Source organism: Parageobacillus sp. NEAU-HV-2 (assembly GCF_059115485.1).
The window spans coordinates 79,892-98,237 of sequence record NZ_JBXUJJ010000011.1 but is presented as its reverse complement, the minus strand read 5'-3'; the positions used below and the strand labels follow the sequence as shown (position 1 = coordinate 98,237).

The 18,346-nt window shown below is 39.0% G+C and carries 18 protein-coding genes and 2 pseudogenes; all 20 read left to right on the top strand.

Going from position 1 to position 18,346, the window contains the following annotated elements:
• A partial coding sequence (locus AC1WMD_RS15795; protein WP_494257944.1) for an IS3 family transposase occupies positions 1–910 on the top strand: 910 nt, incomplete at its 5' end.
• 88 nt (positions 911–998) lie between these two features.
• On the top strand, positions 999–1,163 hold the full coding sequence (locus tag AC1WMD_RS15790; protein WP_494257943.1) for a YwzD family small protein: 165 nt from the start codon (positions 999–1,001) through the stop codon (positions 1,161–1,163).
• A gap of 15 nt (positions 1,164–1,178) precedes the next feature.
• Complete coding sequence (locus tag AC1WMD_RS15785) at positions 1,179–1,349, top strand: LytR family transcriptional regulator (protein ID WP_494257942.1); 171 nt, start codon at positions 1,179–1,181, stop codon at positions 1,347–1,349.
• A 4-nt stretch (positions 1,350–1,353) separates the two neighbouring features.
• The gene (locus AC1WMD_RS15780; protein WP_494257951.1) at positions 1,354–1,713 is read left to right on the top strand and encodes a VanZ family protein; all 360 of its coding nucleotides are present in this window, start codon (positions 1,354–1,356) and stop codon (positions 1,711–1,713) included.
• Positions 1,656–1,790, top strand: a complete 135-nt coding sequence (locus AC1WMD_RS15775) for a VanZ family protein (RefSeq protein ID WP_494257950.1) — start codon at positions 1,656–1,658, stop codon at positions 1,788–1,790. Before AC1WMD_RS15780 ends, AC1WMD_RS15775 begins: the two co-directional genes overlap by 58 nt.
• Before the next feature lie 118 nt (positions 1,791–1,908).
• Positions 1,909–2,619: pseudogene (locus tag AC1WMD_RS15770) on the top strand (phosphohexomutase domain-containing protein); the annotation flags it as partial.
• 16 nt (positions 2,620–2,635) lie between these two features.
• A complete protein-coding gene (gene galE, locus AC1WMD_RS15765; protein WP_494257941.1) occupies positions 2,636–3,607 on the top strand; it encodes a UDP-glucose 4-epimerase GalE in 972 nt (323 codons plus the stop codon).
• A 62-nt stretch (positions 3,608–3,669) separates the two neighbouring features.
• Positions 3,670–3,831 carry a YwzD family small protein gene (locus tag AC1WMD_RS15760; RefSeq protein ID WP_494257940.1) on the top strand — a complete coding sequence of 54 codons (162 nt, stop codon included), beginning with the start codon at positions 3,670–3,672 and terminating at the stop codon, positions 3,829–3,831.
• A 15-nt stretch (positions 3,832–3,846) separates the two neighbouring features.
• Positions 3,847–4,017: a LytR family transcriptional regulator gene (locus AC1WMD_RS15755; RefSeq protein WP_494257939.1), complete on the top strand. Its 171-nt coding sequence runs from the start codon at positions 3,847–3,849 to the stop codon at positions 4,015–4,017.
• Positions 3,992–4,459 (top strand): VanZ family protein, encoded by a 468-nt coding sequence (locus AC1WMD_RS15750; protein WP_494257938.1) that lies wholly within the window; start codon positions 3,992–3,994, stop codon positions 4,457–4,459. Before AC1WMD_RS15755 ends, AC1WMD_RS15750 begins: the two co-directional genes overlap by 26 nt.
• Before the next feature lie 483 nt (positions 4,460–4,942).
• Positions 4,943–5,941 carry a DUF4003 domain-containing protein gene (locus tag AC1WMD_RS15745; protein WP_494257937.1) on the top strand — a complete coding sequence of 333 codons (999 nt, stop codon included), beginning with the start codon at positions 4,943–4,945 and terminating at the stop codon, positions 5,939–5,941.
• A 65-nt stretch (positions 5,942–6,006) separates the two neighbouring features.
• Positions 6,007–6,201: pseudogene (locus AC1WMD_RS15740) on the top strand (UDP-glucose 4-epimerase GalE); the annotation flags it as partial.
• Positions 6,202–6,812: 611 nt separating this feature from the next.
• Complete coding sequence (locus AC1WMD_RS15735; protein ID WP_494257936.1) at positions 6,813–6,953, top strand: hypothetical protein; 141 nt, start codon at positions 6,813–6,815, stop codon at positions 6,951–6,953.
• Between the two features lie 119 nt (positions 6,954–7,072).
• Positions 7,073–8,506: a caspase family protein gene (locus AC1WMD_RS15730; protein WP_494257935.1), complete on the top strand. Its 1,434-nt coding sequence runs from the start codon at positions 7,073–7,075 to the stop codon at positions 8,504–8,506.
• A gap of 355 nt (positions 8,507–8,861) precedes the next feature.
• The gene (locus tag AC1WMD_RS15725; RefSeq protein WP_494257934.1) at positions 8,862–10,238 is read left to right on the top strand and encodes a VPA1262 family N-terminal domain-containing protein; all 1,377 of its coding nucleotides are present in this window, start codon (positions 8,862–8,864) and stop codon (positions 10,236–10,238) included.
• Positions 10,238–10,729: a hypothetical protein gene (locus tag AC1WMD_RS15720; RefSeq protein WP_494257933.1), complete on the top strand. Its 492-nt coding sequence runs from the start codon at positions 10,238–10,240 to the stop codon at positions 10,727–10,729. Before AC1WMD_RS15725 ends, AC1WMD_RS15720 begins: the two co-directional genes overlap by 1 nt.
• Complete coding sequence (locus AC1WMD_RS15715; protein WP_494257932.1) at positions 10,729–11,889, top strand: hypothetical protein; 1,161 nt, start codon at positions 10,729–10,731, stop codon at positions 11,887–11,889. The genes AC1WMD_RS15720 and AC1WMD_RS15715 overlap by 1 nt, the downstream gene beginning before the upstream one ends.
• 918 nt (positions 11,890–12,807) lie before the next feature.
• Positions 12,808–13,728 carry a DMT family transporter gene (locus AC1WMD_RS15710; RefSeq protein ID WP_494257931.1) on the top strand — a complete coding sequence of 307 codons (921 nt, stop codon included), beginning with the start codon at positions 12,808–12,810 and terminating at the stop codon, positions 13,726–13,728.
• A 419-nt stretch (positions 13,729–14,147) separates the two neighbouring features.
• A complete protein-coding gene (locus AC1WMD_RS15705; protein ID WP_494257930.1) occupies positions 14,148–16,673 on the top strand; it encodes a bifunctional diguanylate cyclase/phosphodiesterase in 2,526 nt (841 codons plus the stop codon).
• A 324-nt stretch (positions 16,674–16,997) separates the two neighbouring features.
• Positions 16,998–18,332 (top strand): MFS transporter, encoded by a 1,335-nt coding sequence (locus AC1WMD_RS15700; RefSeq protein ID WP_494257929.1) that lies wholly within the window; start codon positions 16,998–17,000, stop codon positions 18,330–18,332.
• The last annotated feature ends 14 nt before the right edge of the window (positions 18,333–18,346 follow it).

Here is an 18,346-nt window from a genome sequence, read left to right as displayed (position 1 = left end):
AAAAGCTCTTAAAGATGTGAAAGGGGGAATGGAAGCAGTACCAGCTCACAAGAAGTTCGCGATTATTCAAGAAATGGCTGGGTGTTATGGTTCGATTCAACCATTATGTGAGATAGCAGGCGTGTCTCGAAGTGGATATTACAAGTGGGTAAAACGACAGGAACGCCCTTCTCAGAAGCAATTGGAAGATGCGCAGTTAAAGAAAAAAATCAAGGAGTGCCATGAAGAACTGAAAGGAATCTATGGGTATCGGAGAGTCAACGTTTGGCTGAAACGGAAATACAAACTGGATATCAACCATAAACGAGTACAAAGGCTGATGAGGGAGATGGGAATCCGGGCGGTGATTCGGAAGAAACGGCCTTATTACGGAAAGAAAGAGCCTTATGTGATTTCAGACAACCATCTAAACCGAGATTTCCATGCGTCCAAGCCAAACGAGAAGTGGGTGACAGATATTACCTATTTAATTTTTAATGGGCAAAAGCTCTATTTGTCTGCCATTAAGGACCTATACAATAACGAAATCGTGGCCTACCATATCAGTCAAAGAAATGACATCAAACTGGTCATCGACACGCTAAAAAAGGCCATAAAAAAACGGAATGTAAATGGACTCCTCCTACATAGTGATCAGGGGTTCCAGTATACATCCCGTCAATACAACAACCTACTAAAAAGATACAATATAAAGGCCAGTATGTCCAGGAAAGGAAACTGTTTGGACAATGCCTGCATGGAAAACTTCTTCAGCCATTTCAAGGCAGAGTGTTTTAATTTGTACTCTTTCCGCACGGCCGAAGAGGTGAAGGATGCTGTACACAAATATATTCGTTTTTATAACCATCAACGTTTCCAAAAGAAATTAAATAACCTGAGTCCTTATGAATATAGGACTCAGGCTGCTTAAATGTGCTTTTTTATTCCTGTCTACTTGACAGGGGTCACTTCATTCAGCGGGAGGCTTATTTAATCTTTACGATTTAGGGGTGACTGTTGTGACGAAGAAAAAGACTATGCGACCAGAAACCGAGCGTTTCAAACATATATTAATAGAAGCGTATCAACGAGGGGAATTGTCCGACAATATCACCGCGAAAGACATGGTTCGGGAGCTTGCTCATCAGTTAAAACAAGTTTTTAAAGGGGACAATAATAAGTAGTATTAGGAGGTATGTATGTTATCCTTTCAACAGCTGCCAAAGTCCGTAAAAAAGACCGTTCGCTACATTCTGCAGGATGTTCATTCACTGGAAAAGCTGGAGTGGATGGAAAAAACGATTCACTATTATATTCAAAAACGAAAGAAGGAATTAAAAAAGAATGATTCGTTCAAACAGATTAGGTGATGGTATGAAAAACAAGCTTGTTCTTTGGGGGCTTGTATTCGTATGGTGTGGGATAATTTATTATTTTACAGAATCTCCCATGTTTACTGGTACGAATACGGCAAATTGGATTAGTGAAATCGTACAAAAGCTGCAATTAGGGCATGTCGATCATATTAATGACGGGTTTTTGTCCTGGAATTACATCATGCGTAAATTGGCGTATCTTTCGGTATTCGGCCTGCTTGCGGTGTTGTGTGGAGAGCGTTATATCCACGGCGGTTTGCGATGGTTAGCGCGTGAGTGTTTGACGTTATTTGTGCAGGTTTGGATGAATGGCATCAGTCGTTTCAGCCGGGACGGACTCCGCTTTTGTCGGATGTAGTGATTGACGCATGCGGGGCGGGGATTGATTTATTTGTTGTATGGATTTATTTACGAAGAATAGGTTCTTCAGGGTGATAAAGATGACGAATTCCCTCTATGTTTTACATCATGGTTATAGAGATCCTCTGCTTTCTCTTCTAGCTATACCCGCTACATCCATTCCATTGGTGAACTTCTCAATAACTACACCCTAAATGGAATCCTACCGAAAAACGGTGTCGTTGTGAAAACGATCGTGACGTCCGAAATCGGCCGCGCGATTGCCGAGCATTATGGTTTGCCAACGATCGATACGTTAACCGGGTTTAAATTTATTGGTGAGAAGATTAACGAGTTTGAACGAACAAAAGAATACATGTTCCAATTCGGGTATGAAGAAAGCTATGGCTATTTAATCGGTGACTTTGTCCGCGACAAAGATGCGGTGCAATCGGCGATCTTTGCCGCAGAAGTAGCGGCTTATTATAAAGCGCAGGGAAAAACATTGTATGAAGGGTTATTAGAGATTTTTGAAAAATACGGTTACTATCGTGAATCATTACGTTCACTAACGCTAAAAGGAAAAGACGGTGCTGAGCAAATCGCGAACATTTTAGCGACCTTCCGCAAAGAACCGCCGAAAGAAGTCGTTGGCGTTGCCGTTGTCGCGATCGAAGACTATTTAATAAGCAAGCGCACCATTGTCACGACCGGGGAAGAAGAGACGATTGACTTGCCTCGTTCGAACGTGTTGAAATATCATCTTGCGAATGGCTCATGGTTCTGTTTGCGTCCATCAGGCACGGAGCCGAAAGCGAAGTTTTACTTTGGCGTGAGAGGAACATCGTTACAAGAGAGCAAAGAATTTATTGCCGAATTAGAAAATGCAGTAATGACGATGGTCCATCAAATAGTTAACGTATAAAATTGGGGGATTGTATATGATTCTCGTTGTCGGCGGAGCCGGTTATATCGGCAGTCATTTAGTAAAAGAGTTAGTGGAAAAAGAGCAAGTAATCGTGCTTGATAACTTATCGACTGGTCATCGATATTTAGTTGATGATCGCGCGGTGTTTGTTCAAGGGGATTTAGGAAACAAAGCGGACCTTGAACCGATTTTTAAAAAATACCCGATTCAAGCCGTCATGCATTTTGCGGCGAACAGCTTAGTCGGCGAATCAGTGGTGAATCCGCTGAAATATTATCAAAACAACGTTGCCGCTACATTAACGTTACTAGAAACGATGCTGAAATATAATGTGAAAAACTTTATCTTCTCATCAACCGCGGCGACGTATGGAATTCCGAATGTCGAATTAATTACGGAAGATTGCCCAACAAATCCAATTAATCCATACGGTCATTCGAAGTTAATGATCGAACAAATTTTAGCGGATTTTGCTTCTGCGTATGGACTTAACTATGTCGTCCTTCGCTACTTTAATGCGGCTGGGGCGCACGAGTCGGGAGAAATTGGCGAGGACCATAACTCGGAAACTCATTTAATTCCGCTTGTCTTGCAGCACTTGTTAGGCCAGCGTGACAAAATTTCCGTCTTCGGTACAGACTATGATACACCAGACGGGACATGTATTCGTGACTATATCCATGTTACCGACTTAGCGAAGGCGCATATTTTAGCGCTCGAAGCATTATTGTCAGGCAAAAAGAAAACCGCCATTTACAATCTTGGCAACGGCTTAGGCTATTCCGTCAAAGAAGTGATTGAAACATGTGAAAAAGTAACCGGCCGCAAAGCCGTCATTGAATACACCGACCGCCGTCCGGGCGACCCAGCGCGCCTTGTTGCTTCATCGCAAAAAATTTATGAAGAACTCGGCTGGAAAGCGGAATATTCGTTGGAACAAATCATCGAAAGTGCATGGAAGTGGCATAGCCGAAATGTAGAATAATAGAAAGCCTCCCTCTGAATGATTTCAGCGGGAGGCTGTCCTATTTGGAGGTGACTTTTGTTATGGAGAAAAAGCCGCTACGACCAGAAACCGAGCGTTTCAAACATATATTAATCGAAGCGTATCAACGTGGGGAATTGTCCACCAATATCACCGCAAAAGACATGGTTCAAGAGCTAGCTCATCAGTTAAAACAAGTTTTTAAAGGGAATAATAATAAGTAGTATTGGGAGGTATGTATGCTATCCTTTCAACAGCTGCCAAAGTCCATGAAAAAGACGACCCGCAACATTCTTCAAGATGTTCAGTCGTTGGAGAAATTGGAGCGGATAGAAAAAACGATTCACTATTATATTCAAAAACGAAAGAAGGAATTAAAAAAGAATGATTCGTTTAAACAGATTAGGTGATGAAATGAAAAATAAGATTATTCCTTGGATTCTTGTATTCGCATGGTGTGGGATGATTTATTATTTTACGGAATCTTCCATGTTTACTGGTGCGAATACGGCAAGTTGGATTAGTGAAATCGTACAAAAGCTGCAATTAGGGCATGTCGATCATATCAATGATGGGTTTTTGTCATGGAATTACATCATGCATAAATTGGCGCATCTTTCGGTATTCGGCCTGCTTGCGGTTCTTGTATGGAGAGCGTTATATCCATGGCGGTTTGCGATGGTTAGCGCGTGGGTGTTTGCCGTCATTTGCGCAGGTTTGGATGAATGGCATCAGTCGTTTCAGCCGGGACGGACTCCGCTTTTGTCGGATGTAGTGATTGATGCGTGTGGGGCGGGGATTGCTTTATTTGTTGTATGGATTTATTTACGAAGAATAGGTTCTTCAGTGTGATAAAGATGACGAATTCCCTCTATGTTTTGCATCATGGTTATAGAGATCCTCTGCTTTCTCTTCTAGCTCTACCCGCTGTATCCATTCCATTGGTGAACTTCTCAATAACTGCACTCTAGATGCTTAAAGATTTCTTTTTGTGATGTTCGATCGTTGCATGCCTGTCACCACCTGACTGGACGGTTACAAGGATAAAAGAAAAGGAGAATTTGCCACAGTAAGAGTGACCGTCTCTCCTTTTTTTGTGTGTGCAACCTATAGGGGAAGTCCCAACTAGGGCTCACTTCACTAATATTCTTTCCGCCTTTTCTGTTCATGCTTTTATGTTGAGGGCATGTACCTGCCACGGTTCGAAAGCGATCTGTCTTCTTAAAACGAAACCTCACCGATATTTTGCAAATGAACGGCTGTATCGCTTTTGTTTGTGAAACTTTTCGTTTTTCTTCTTCGTAAATGATAATAAAACACTAAGGAAGTGATGGGATGTTAGCGGCAAGATTGCAGCAAAAAATAAAAAGATATACAGATATTTATGCTCAGTTGAAAGATGAGCTCAAATGGAAAGTGCCTGATCAGCGCATATTAATGACGGTAGCCTCTATGTATGTAGTCAACCACCGAGAGTTTCACCTGCAACGCTTTCTTCGCCTCAGCAATTACATAAAAGAACAAGTTGGTATGTTCTCCGTATTAAAATCGTATCATCGTTTTCCAACAGCAGCGATGCTTGATATTCGCTTTGAAAAGCCGGAGGAAAAATTTCACGAATTTCTCAACTTATATGAGAAATGTATTCAGTTAGGGTTTGGTAGAGGTGCATTTACCTATTTAGCAGCTTTGGTACTCATGTCCACTATGGAGGATCATAACGACTACCAAGAAAAGCTAAAAAGGTCACTAGCCGTTTATAAGGGAATGAAAGCAAAGCATTTTTTCCTAACTTCAAGCAGTGACTACCCTCTCGCTGTCTTGTTGGCGAATACAGGAGAAGATGTGAATAAGCTGCAGGATAGAATCGAGTCGTTTTACGAAAAACTGTCTGCACGTGGGTTTCGAAAGGGGAATGACTTACAGTTTCTCAGTCATATTCTGACCTTAAACAAAGAGACAGAAACAGATTTATTGATTCAGCGTTGCGTGAAGATACTGGATTTGTTCAAACAATCAGGAACGAAGCTAAAAGCGATGCACTATCCTGTGATTGGGCTATTGGCTTTTGTTGATGAATGTGAGAAAGAGATACCGACGATTCAGCAGATGATAGATCAGCTCCATTCCGGAAAATTTTTCAAATGGCATAAAGATATCAATATTATGATGGCAGTGAACATTTTTATGAGCGATAAAATGGAGAATTCAAAGTTGCTAGAAACAGAGATATACACGGCGATGGAAACAATTATTCAAGCTCAGCAAGCCGCTTTCATTGCCACTTTGGCAGCAGCTTCAGCGACTTCCTCATCAGGGGGAGGAGAAGGATAATATCTTTCGTATGGAGGGGGAGTTAGTATAGGTGATTTTGGGCTGGGTGCCTGGCACTTGTCGAAGGCTATTCTGTCAACGAAGTCATGGAAACATGTGAAAAAGTAACCGGCCGTAAAGATGTCATGGAATCCACCGATCGCCGCTTGGGCACCCCGGCGCGCCTTGTCGCGTCCTCGCATTTACGAAGAACTTGGCTGGAAAGCGGAATATTCGTTGGAACAAATCATCGAAGCGTGTGGAAGTGGCATCGTTGGTAAACAGTGAGAAAGGTCGGCCGCTCTCATTTGCGAGGGCGGCTTATTTATTTGTAAACATAAATAACTGAATATTCTGTATATATTTGATTGATGATACTGTGCGTAGCGACGACGATTTGGCTCTTGCTTGACGGTTGGTGGCAAAAGAGTTAGGGAGTAGTACATGCATCGTAGGCATATTTTCATAAAAATTTTATGAAAGGAAAAGGATTGAGGTCGATGAGTGTCGAATAAAAGGATTGGTTTCAATATAGCCAATATGGTGGGTAGATGAAAGAAAATAATCTTTGAAGATATTAGTCCTCCAAGGTTAAATGAGGCAATGAGTTAGCTATAGGTTGGTATAATGTAAATACAGTTAGATAATGGGGAGGAAACGTTAAAGATATTTAGCGGAAATTTTCATTAGGATTTGATTTAAATATTTTAAGGGATAGTATCAAAAGGATGTTAAACAAAGAGCCTTTGTCTAATGTTGAAAGTTTGGCCGTTGAAAATGCGATTACTTTTTTGGATATGATGATCAAATTTGGTGATCAAAAGCATGAACAAGTTGACTATAGATTGTCTTCGGTAGAGACGTATCACTATATTTTATTAGGACACTTTCTTTGGAAGTAAATTTGTTAAGTGAAGTCAAAGAAAAGGCGATTCATTTTAAGAAACAATCGCAAAAAATCAAAGGCGGTCAATATGGTTTTTTCTCTGAAGCAGAAGAACTAATCCAATTATTAAAAATATGTAAAAAATAAGCTAAAACTAAGAAGATCTTTATGGCATTTGTAAATATTTTTTTACGATTTATTGTCACTCTACATTGAGATTGCCATGCAAAAATCGAATTCGATATTAATGCGATAGGTGATCGACAATGGTTTATAAAGCTTTGCTTATAGCGGTAGACCAATATTTAAATACTTCCCCTCTTCCTAATACAGTTAATGATGTCAGTGAAATAAAAAGATTGTTGTTAGAACCTCCATCATTTTTTAAAAAAGAAAATGTAGAGGTGTTTCAAGGGAACATTGCAAAGCGGAATATATTATACTCCGCTTTAACGTCATTTTTTGAAGATGCTTCTCCAAATGATATATTATTTCTCTTTTGGGCAGGTCATGGCTTTTTGCATAATAATGAAGGTTATTTTGTTCCTTTTGATGGCAATATTTATAATCCAGAAGATTCCATGATTAAAATGACGGACGTAAGAGATTTGATTGATCATACTATTGCTGGTACTGTACTAGCATTTTTTGATACTTGTCATAGTGGTGCTATTGCAAGAAATATACAACACGAAATGGTAAGGGGCTTAAAAATCGAAGGATCTGGAAAAGTATTGATCGCTGCATGTACGTCAAATCAATGGGCATTGGATAGAAATGGCCATGGTGCCTTTACGGATTATCTCATCAGAGGATTGGAAGGCGAAGCTGCTAATGCAAACGGTGAGATTGATGTATATAATTTGTACTCCTATGTAAGCACAAAAGTTACTGAAGAATTTAAAGATCAAACACCTGTAATGAAAAGCACTCTTACAGGAAAACCGTTATTATTAAAAAGAGTAGTGAAAAGAGAAAGCCAAAGTTTCGAAACAAGTCCAACTATTGAAATGAAAATCGTAAATTCTTCAGGATCGTATTTTTGGTTAGGGGAGCTAACTTGCGAATATGACGAATACCGCGAACCCAAAGCAGGCACATATGAATTAATATTGAAAAATCCTGATGGTAAAACGGAAAGAATGTTAAAATCGATGCAACAAAATAGCGGTCAATATGCCTTTTCAGTCCGAAATTTTGCTGATATGGTTACGGTTAAAAATATTCGTGTTGAATCTCAAAAGGAGAATACAACTGTTACTCTAACTCTAGTAAGTTTAGGAAACGCTATCTCATCTACCTTTCCTGAAATGTCTATCAATCTGATGGGAAAAAGTTTATCGGCAGATGACATTGCTTTGCTACGATTAAGGAGAATATTATTTGGTGAGGAGTCTAGTCGCCACGATTTTTCTGTTGCATTGCTGGAAAGTATGATTATGAACCCATCTAACGCAAGGGTACCAGTAATTGCGGATCTTTTGCGTATTTTGAAAGGAAAAGGATACACTATGGAACAGATCCGCGGAAAAGTGGTGGAACAACTCATTTTAACTGGGACACTACAAGAAATTGAGGATTTAACATTTGTTGTTGAAAATGGGGTAATCAAAAAAGTATGCCTCCGGGGTTATCGTCCAAAATATTACACAAATGTGGAACCAACAAAAATAGAAATCAATGAATCAGTAAATATTTAGAAAATAGTTTATCAATCATATTGTCCTTTTTTGGGGTTCTGATAACTGACTTTTTAAATCGTTACGCTGAAATTTTAATGATACTGTTGCTTCAATGATAAGTTTATACTATAAGATTGTACAATGGTTTGGTGCCTGTCACCACTCGATCGAAAGCAGGTGTTTCCAAAAATATTTATTGGGAAAGCAACGATAGTGCGCGAAAAAATTCTTCACGACTTTATGGAATAATTTGAGTCGATGGATAAGGAAGAGGTTAGGGAGAGATTGGTGGGGATTGCGAATTATTGGTTTATGTCAGAGGATTCTATAAATTTGGCAGTGAATCAATAGTTAAAAAAGAAGGTGTTTCTTTTTGATAAAACAACAATTCTTTTATAATAACCAAGAAATAATGCGAATTTATCATGATGGATTTGACGATTATCCAACTCATCGAACAGTTTATCAAGAAGAAAAGTTATCTGCTGGAACTATTATATTTAAAGAATCTTGGATTGATACGCTTGATTTGGAACAGATTTCTTACCAATGTCATGCAGAGGGATTTTTGCCGTCGCAACACGATAAAAATCCGTATGTGACATTATGTTGTGATTATAAAGAATTCATTACAATGGACAAACAATGGGTAGAAAAGATGATAGATGAACAACCACGGCTATTTGATGAAATTGCCCAGTTCATTAAGATGTGGTCTAATTTTAATCTCCATAAGTCTCCTTATACTTTAGGGAATATTCTCGTTTTTACACCAACAAAAATCGAAGTGAAAACAAATTTATCTAAAGAAAATAAACGTAACTTTCAACTCCACGTTTTACAGAATGGCTACGGAGAACTGATGTGCATCACTAAGTTTAAATTTAACAATATAGTCGTTGATACAAAAATATTACCAGTCCAAGATCAGCATCTGCTTGAATCAAGCCGGGAATGGAATAAGGTAGATATTGAATTATATGAAAACAATCAATTAGTGTATGCTTGCTATGATGTTTCGTTCATTAGGTCAATTCATATTACAATGGGGATCACATCGAAGCAAATCGAAGTGCCTTTGCAGCTATCCAGCAAGACCGTGGTGCTAAAAGATGTTGTTTATGAGCCGATCGTAATAGGGGAAGCAAATACAGAACCACTAAACTCTTATTTTTATAGGGAAAAACTTTTGGCTAGCCGATTCATAAAAGGACGGCGTTTTGAATTTATCACCAAGGGGCAATATGAACGAGCACTTGAAATTTTTGAGGAAATTGTTGAATCTAGTGGGTTTGATCATATGTGGATATATGATCCGTATTTTATGGATTGTAGCCCAGAAGGTGGTGAAAAACGAATCAATGATATTATTAAGGTGCTTGGAAAGAACAACCGACTGAGCAAACATATTGTGTTTAAAGCAAAATCGAAAGAAGATGCGGAACAACAGTTTAGACAGTTTCAAAAAGCAATTCAACCTACGGTTAGCTTTTTAAACAAAAGAGGTTTTGCTTTAAATTTTACTTTTTATGGAACGATGGAACCATTTCATGACCGCTTTTTGTTTTTGATAAATAAAAATAATACGGATGCATTTCGGGCTTTTATGTTAGGTACTTCTTTCAATTCATTTGGAGATAGTTATTCGGCAATTATTGAACTCGATCCTTTAAACGGACAACATGTGTTTCGTATTTTAGAGGAAAATGTTGTTTCACAAAATCACATTGTTTTATCAAGGGGATTATAATGATCGCTTACAAATCGCGTGATGTAAAAGATTATTTTGTAAGTGAACTTGAATATTTCACGATAGAGCGCTCATATGTAGCAATTATCGTGGATCCATATTACGGCGGTGTGGGTTCTGACCTTCAAAACAGAGTCAAGGAATTTTTAGATTTTATTCAAAACTTTCTACGGCCAGTAAAAATAATATGGTTTTACAATAGCAAAAAATGTAAGCCAATGTCCCTTTTGGGCATAGAATCATTTGATTTAGGTGAGCAAGCGTTTCGAGTCCATGACCGGTTTCTTTTTTTATATGATGTGGAAGAACAAGCATACGTGAAGCATTTCCATCTTGGCGGATCATTGAATAGTGTAGATCTACAGCAACAAGAGAAACCTATTCCGATTATGAGAATTTCACAACTGCATGAACATGAGATTTCAGAGATTCATGAATTATTACAGCGGCTTGAAACCATTTATGCGAAAAAGAACTGGGGATGTTCGTAATGAAAGAAAAAATCGAAGAAATTGCTTCTATCTTTAATGAAAGAAGAAATGGATGGTATAGCTTAAAGCCAAAGTTAGAGCAATTGTTAGGCGCAAAAACGTGGAAAAAGTTGATTGATGAATTTGAGTCTGAACTTTCCTCGTTTCCTAAAGGGAAAGGTCCTCATTACAGTTTAGTGTTTTATTTAGCACTTATGATTATCATATCCGACGACGTGAATAAGAAAAAAGTCGTTCAATATGTGAAGGAGAAAAACAGCTATCGCTTGATGATAAGAGGATTAGAACTGCTTTTGTCATCGCAATCTAAAACATTGAGATATGAGGCGGAACTAACAGCACATGAATACAAAAACAAATATGAATATGTTTCCCATTTCAGCGGCTACGTTCCGGATTATCAAATAGATATGAGGGGATATTTATTATTGCTCCAATTCCTTTATGAAGCCAATCGCAATGATTTTTGGCGCGTTTTGGAGAAAGACCAACAAAATGCGATCTTTTTATGTGTAATGTTAGGAGGAGAGTTATCGTTCCCTTGCGAAGAATTGATCCCTTTGCTGGCATCGGACGATGAACTGAAAGCAAACGGCGCTTTCTTTCATTTTATGCAGCATTATCAGTTTTACTTAATGGAGGGGAATGAAGAGAAAACGATAGAGGAAACGGAGAAAATTGCTCGTATATTGCAGCGACTCCCTGTTGAAAAAAGAATTGCTCTAATTATTAATTATATGTTTGTAGAAAAAGATCATCCTAGTATTTTTGTTGAAGAGTTACAAAAGACAGATGGTGAACTGCTTGTACAGCATCTTCAACGTCAGGAATTGGAGAAACTTCATCAACTCGTTAAGCTCTGTCCATTCATGAAAATCACCCAAGACGAAAAAATAGAAAAATTGTTTGTCGAGTATTTTCTTCAATGGCTGAGCAACGTGGGAAATCCATATGGATGGGATTCCTCGAAGGAAAGGGTAAAAGACATGATTGGCTTACTATCGCCAGGGGTAAAAGCCGAGTTAGTTAAGGAGCTTTCTATTATCAAAGAGAACCTTTTGATAAGTTCGTTTGATAGACAAGTTCGATATAGCCGTTATTATAGGGATAAGGAAAGGGAAAAAGTAGTTGAAGAAGTAGTTTTAGTTTGTGCGAAGTGAATGCTTCTCTACTCTCTTAGGATAGGATGGGTGCCTGTGCATTGCGACCCGAAAAGTAGACAATATAAATTCGGTTTATACGAAGGAATCAGCGTGATAAAGCTCTGATTCCTTCCTTTTCTCAGTGTCTCAGAACCCCGAGAGGCTGTCAAGGAGAGCACTTGACAGCCCCTGGCTTGGCTCGATCCACTGTCACGCTCCGAAGATTGCCGATAGAGGTACCTGTTACTTGTCGAACTTCATAAGGGTTGCGTTTTAGGGGTTGGCGTCTGTCATCGCCTGACGAATGTGAATGAGTTGGAGTTTGATTTTATTGAAGAGGATCTTGAAAAAATTATGAAAAAAAGGTCGCATCATTGATTTTGTCTATACGGAGATAAGTAAGTGGTAATGGACACGTGTTTGCTACTTGGCGAAATCATTTTGTGTGTCCATATCATTAACCCATCAGAAAAACTTTATTTTCTTCTCGACAGCGGTCGTATGCGTTGGGACAGATCATTAATAATTTAACATTTTTCCTGAGAAGTCTCCCTCTTCTAAACGGCGTGTAGGTGGGAGATGGATAGGAAGGTTTTTTGTTTATAAAAACGAACATATGTACTGTGGTTGGTTCGTAAAAACGGTGATGCAAAAAATGTTCTCTCAAGCATCGTGGCGTTGATGGAGCGGGAAAATATCTGTCTTCGGTGAACCAGACATTATTCTAATGGAAACAACAAACATGATGTCGTGAAGAAACACATACATATATAGGAATGGAGCATGAACATTTTATCATCGGTTGGATATCACTTTGATTGTCATTCCGTTGAATGGTTGCTAGAATAATGCATGCCGCATCTTTTGGCAGAAGAATACACTTTTCCAAAGTAGTTTTTTTATGACTTCATGTTTATACGTGAGAGGAGTTCAGACATGTCGAAACTGTTCGTTTATATATCCCTCGTCTTAATTATGATGATCTGGGGATTAAACGTGATTGCCATCAAGATTTTAGTCGAACATTTTTCACCGGTGACGTTAACGTCGTTTCGAATTTTTACTGCAGGGATTGTTGTAATTCTGATTTTGCTATTTATGGGGCAGTTGCGAAAGTTAACTTGGAAGGAAGCCATGTATATTGGCATAGCCGCTTTGTTTAGTGTCGTTGTCCATCACCTTTTTCTTGCGCTCGGATTAACAAAAACGACAGCGGCCAATGCTGGTTTAATTTTAGGGCTTGTTCCGCTGGTGACATCGGTGTTAGCGGTCATCTTTTTAGGCAATCGGTTTACAGTGTTCCGGTTGGTTGGGATTTTCCTCGGGTTTATCGGCGTGGTGTTTGTCGTGTTAAACGGCGAAAGCGGCATTCACCATATGTCCATTGGCGATTTTTATGTATTTTTGGCCGTATTATCTCAAGGAATCAGTTTTATCATGATTAAAAAGGCAACGGTCGATGCGCGTGTGATGACAGGTTGGATGTTGTTGTTTGGGTCTTTGCTTTTATTTTTCATTAGTTTGTGGATGGAACCGAACGGCTTATCCAGCTTGGTAAACGGTACGCCATCTTTATGGATGATCTTCCTTGCTTCCGCTGTATTTGCCACTGCGCTGGGCCATATGTTTTACAACAAAGCGATTCAACATATTGGTGCGGTGGAATCAGCGATTTTCATTAATTTGAATCCCTTGTTTTCTTTGCTGGGAGCTTATTTATTTCTCGGAGAATCTATTTCCTTTACACAAATGATGGGATTTATTTTGATCGTGCTCGGCGTCGTCTTAGGCAGCGGCGTATTGGATGAAATCGGGACGCTTACTCATCGCTCGAAAGTGATGGGGAAAAGGTGTTAAAAAAACGGAGCTTGTAGGGGCTCCGTTTTTTATTGTTCTTCTCCTTGTGGTGAGGGTGCCTGTTACTTGTTTTCGATCGCGAACGCTTAAATCTTTTAGCAGTTGAGCATGGAAGACAGAAAACTCTTGTTCTCGAAACTACTTTACTATATGTGAGAAAGTTGGGAGATTTCATGGAGTCCAAAAGTGGTGCAGTAGAATAGATTTTCATCAATATATCCAACTGAAGTTGCTTTTTTTACTTTGTACAAATTGCTTCGTTTCGTTTTGAAAACCTATTTTTCTATGCCTATATCCTTATGCATAACTTCGAGTTTTTACTCTAGTCTTGCAACATCATCAATATATAGTAAAATTGTAAAGGTTATATTTAGTAAAGTTGTAATGGTTAGATATCGAAAAGGGGAGGGGAGATTTCGATGGCGAGCAGTCCTCGCATGTTAACTCAACAAGAGAAAAAAGCGATAATGATTGCCGGCATCGCTGCCTTATTTTTTTTGGTCACCATTTTGTTTCGCGATGAACTGTATTTTGTCGCCCAAGCAAAACAATATTTATCTATACACACCATCTTAGAATTCCTCAGCATCACCGTCTCGTTGTCCATTGCGATTCAAGGGTGGATGATTTTTCCGCAACATTTATCCAGATATCGCTTATGGTATTCGGGGATATTTCTAATCATCGGTATCATCGACTTACTGCACACGCTTTCGTATAAAGGTATGCCTGGCTTAATCGTTATTGAAAGTTCTCCGCAAAAAGCTACATGGTTTTGGGTAGCCGCTAGATTAACGCAAGCGTGTATGCTGTTTCTGATCATGTTTGTTCCAGATAAACAAGTACAAAGCAGACAAAAAAAGACGGTGTTTATTTTTTCTCTTCTCTATATATTGGTTATTTCCTACATTATCATTCGCTATGAACAAACACTTCCGCTTCTCGTGATCGATGGGAAAGGCACAACGAATTTAAAAAATTTCTTGGAATATATTATTATCCTTTTTTATGTTTCCACCGTTTTTATGATATTGCTTTCTTACAAAAAACAGCCAAAAAAATCTTATCTTGATCTCATCTTAGCGTTTGTATTTTTAGTGTTAAGCGAACTTTTGTTTACATTGTATAAAAACGTATACGACGTACAAAATTTTTTAGGCCATTTGTACAAAGGAATCAGCTACATTTATTTTATGAAGGGAATATACATTGCGACGATTAAAGAACCATACGATGCCCGGAAAAAAGCAGAGGAAGAATTGAAAAAACGAGAAAAACATTTAAAAACGATCACCTCGTCATTAGGTGAGGGGGTCATCGTATTAGACAAAGCCAAAAAAATAACGTTTATGAACCAAGAAGCTGAGCGTTTACTCGGTTATCAAAAAGATGAATTATTAGAAAAAGCATTGTTCCAAAAAATTCATTGCGGCAGTGAAAATCAATGTGCTTCTCCTCGTGAATGTCCGATCCATCAGACGATGGAATTAAAAAAAGCATATCGCGTAGAAGAGGATTTTTTTGTGCGAAAAGATGGGACGCTGTTGCCCATTGCTTATGTCTCTACGCCGATGATCGACGATAACGGAGAAATAATCGGTTTTGTCGTTGTCTTTCGTGATATTACTGAGCGAAAAAAATACAATGAAAAAATTAAGTATCAAGCCTACCATGATGCATTAACGGATTTGCCCAATCGCCGCTACTTGATTGAGAAGCTAAAGAACGAACTGAAAAGTGCAGAAAAACATAACAGCCAAATTGCTATACTGTATTTGGATTTAGACAATTTTAAAAACATTAATGATTCATTTGGTCATGTGATGGGGGATTTATTATTAAAAAACGTGGCGCAACGTTTGACAACGATTCATCCTGATTGCTTTATCGCCCGTTTGGGTGGAGACGAATTTGCCGTTCTTTTATTCGGAAATTTCAATGTTGAGGAAATCGCTTGCAAAACCATTCAAATATTAAGCCAGCCGATTAAGCTTGAAAATAAAGAAGTCCTTATTACAACAAGTATAGGTATCAGCGTGTATCCAAAAGATGGAGATGACGAAATGACCTTAATTAAACACGCCGATATGGCAATGTATAATGCGAAAAAGAAAGGAAAAAACCAATTTTCATTCTATACGACCGAACTAGAACAACAGAGAACGAGAAAATCAAAAATTGAACAGCTGCTTCGTACCGCATTAGAAAACGAAGAGATTTCTTTATGTTATCAGCCGATTGTTGACACTGTTTCCAAACGGATTATCGGCTTAGAAGCTTTCGTTCGTTGGCACCATCCAGAGATCGGGGATATTCCGGCAAATGAATTTATCGCGGTTGCAGAAGAAAACGGTCTCATTGTATCGCTTGGCAAGCATATATTAATAACCGCTCTTCAAGATTTAAAACATTTGCACGAAATCGGATTTGATCATTTGTACGTCAGCGTGAACCTTTCCTTACGACAATTACGGCATCATGACTTTACCGCATTGATCAGTCAATTATTACAAAAAAACAAATTACAAGCAAACTATTTAGAACTAGAAATTACAGAAAATATTGCCCTATGCGATGAAAAACACGTCATCGATAGTATTCAAAAATTAAAAGATATAGGTGTCCGCATCGCGATTGATGATTTTGGAATCGGCCATTCCTCAATCGGATATTTACGAACCTTTTCCGTTGACACATTGAAAATTGATAAGTCATTCATTTTCGATATAACAACCAATCCAAATACCGCTCATTTGATATCTGCGCTGATCACGTTCGCGCATAACTTAGACTTGCAAGTGGTTGCGGAGGGAGTAGAAACAGCAGAACAGTTATGTTTCTTAGAACAACACCATTGCGATAAAATCCAAGGCTATTTATTTAGTCCTCCTGTTTCGTTTGAACAACTCGTTTCGCTTCTTCATAACAGTTCATCACGATGTTGAGCTAAAATGAAGACTGCTTTTAGTTGAGATTTTTCCATCTAAAAGCAGCCTCTTTTTTATCACTTTACAGTAATTTCTCCACCCATTCATCGGTAGGAAACGACGATGATACACAAATGCACGAAAATTTGTTAAAATTTTATATATATTCTGTCAAAAATCCAACGCGCCGTTTTTCGGAAGCCAAAGAGGCGTTCTTTCGTAAAAAAGATAAAGATTTATTTACATAAATTACACAAAATAACCAAATATGTGAAGTAACCTATATAGTAGAATAAGCGGTTTACCGCCCGTTTCATAACCGAAAGAATGGGGGAGAGAGCAGTGGGGAAGATAGAAGATGCCTTGCCTTCGTATGAAACGAAGAGGCGGCCGGGCTGGAAACTGTATGTTTCTTTGCCGGTTTTATCGTGGGCGTTGTATGATTTTGCGAATACGATTTTTTCCTCGAATGTGAATACGATTTTTTTCCCGCTTTATGTTTCGGAAACGGTGGGAAAAAGCGAGAGCTTGAACCAGATCGCCAGTACATTTATTTCGTATGCGAATGCGTTAGCCTCTTTCTTTTTAGTTGTATTTTCTCCTTTATACGGCACATGGATTGACCGGACTGGGAGAAGAAAGAAATGGCTTGGGATATTTACGGCTCTTTCGGTTGCGGCGACTTTGCTCATGGGCGTTGCCGGATATTCGAACGATGCGAATTTCATTTTTGGATTGCCGGCGTCTTTTGTCATAACCGTGTTTTTATTTGTCGTGGCCAAGTTTTTTTACCATTCGAGCCTCGTTTTTTACGATGCCATGATTTCTAGTTTAGGGAATAAACAGGAAATTCCGCTCATCTCCGGTTTTGGCGTTGCCGTCGGGTATGTCGGAACGCTTGTCGGGCTTGCCGTGTATCCGTTTGTTGGCGAAAAGGATTACTACCGGGCTTTTATTCCAAGCGCCATTTTATTTCTCCTTTTTTCTTTACCGCTTTTTTTCTTTGTCAAAGAAGAAGCCGCTGCGCTAAAGCAAAAGGCCGGATTTTTTGCGGGCTATCGGGATATTTATGCGACGTTTAAAGAAATGAAAAAGTATCAAAACATTTTTACTTTCATGATTGCTTATTTCTTTTTAAATGACGCTATAGCGACAACGATCGCCATCATGTCCGTTTATGCTAAGGCCATAGCCGGGTTTACGGCGGGGGAATTTATCCTTTTATATTTAGTTTCCACCGTTTCTAGCATTATAGGTTCCTTTCTTTTTGGCTATATTACGAGAAGCAAAGGGGCAAAAAAAGCAGTTTTGTATGTCGGCATCATGATGTGCGTCGCCCTGGCGATAGGGGCACTTGCTTTTTCTAAGCTTTCTTTTTGGATCGCTGGAAGTTTGTTCGGCGTCAGTTTAGGAGCGATGTGGGTCACTTCGAGAACGTATATTGTAGAACTTTCGCCGAAAGACAAACAAGGGCAATTTTTCGGACTGTTTGCTTTTTCCGGAAAAGTGTCAGCCATCATCGGTCCGGCGATTTACGGAAGCATTACCCTCCTTCTTCATTCGTATGGAAACATTGCCAATCGGTTGGCGATGGGGACGCTTTTGGTGATGGTGCTCCTTGGCATTTTCTTTTTGCGGCAGGTAAAGTCGCAGACGCCTGCCGAGCCGGGAAGCTGACGGGAGATTTTATG

Coding starts and splice junctions, on each gene's coding strand:
- AC1WMD_RS15785 (WP_494257942.1), top strand. CDS start 1,179: ATGTTATCCTTTCAACAGCTGCCAAAGTCCGTAAAAAAGACCGTTCGC.
- AC1WMD_RS15780 (WP_494257951.1), top strand. CDS start 1,354: ATGAAAAACAAGCTTGTTCTTTGGGGGCTTGTATTCGTATGGTGTGGG.
- galE (WP_494257941.1), top strand. CDS start 2,636: ATGATTCTCGTTGTCGGCGGAGCCGGTTATATCGGCAGTCATTTAGTA.
- AC1WMD_RS15760 (WP_494257940.1), top strand. CDS start 3,670: ATGGAGAAAAAGCCGCTACGACCAGAAACCGAGCGTTTCAAACATATA.
- AC1WMD_RS15755 (WP_494257939.1), top strand. CDS start 3,847: ATGCTATCCTTTCAACAGCTGCCAAAGTCCATGAAAAAGACGACCCGC.
- AC1WMD_RS15750 (WP_494257938.1), top strand. CDS start 3,992: ATGATTCGTTTAAACAGATTAGGTGATGAAATGAAAAATAAGATTATT.
- AC1WMD_RS15745 (WP_494257937.1), top strand. CDS start 4,943: ATGTTAGCGGCAAGATTGCAGCAAAAAATAAAAAGATATACAGATATT.
- AC1WMD_RS15730 (WP_494257935.1), top strand. CDS start 7,073: ATGGTTTATAAAGCTTTGCTTATAGCGGTAGACCAATATTTAAATACT.
- AC1WMD_RS15720 (WP_494257933.1), top strand. CDS start 10,238: ATGATCGCTTACAAATCGCGTGATGTAAAAGATTATTTTGTAAGTGAA.
- AC1WMD_RS15715 (WP_494257932.1), top strand. CDS start 10,729: ATGAAAGAAAAAATCGAAGAAATTGCTTCTATCTTTAATGAAAGAAGA.
- AC1WMD_RS15710 (WP_494257931.1), top strand. CDS start 12,808: ATGTCGAAACTGTTCGTTTATATATCCCTCGTCTTAATTATGATGATC.
- AC1WMD_RS15705 (WP_494257930.1), top strand. CDS start 14,148: ATGGCGAGCAGTCCTCGCATGTTAACTCAACAAGAGAAAAAAGCGATA.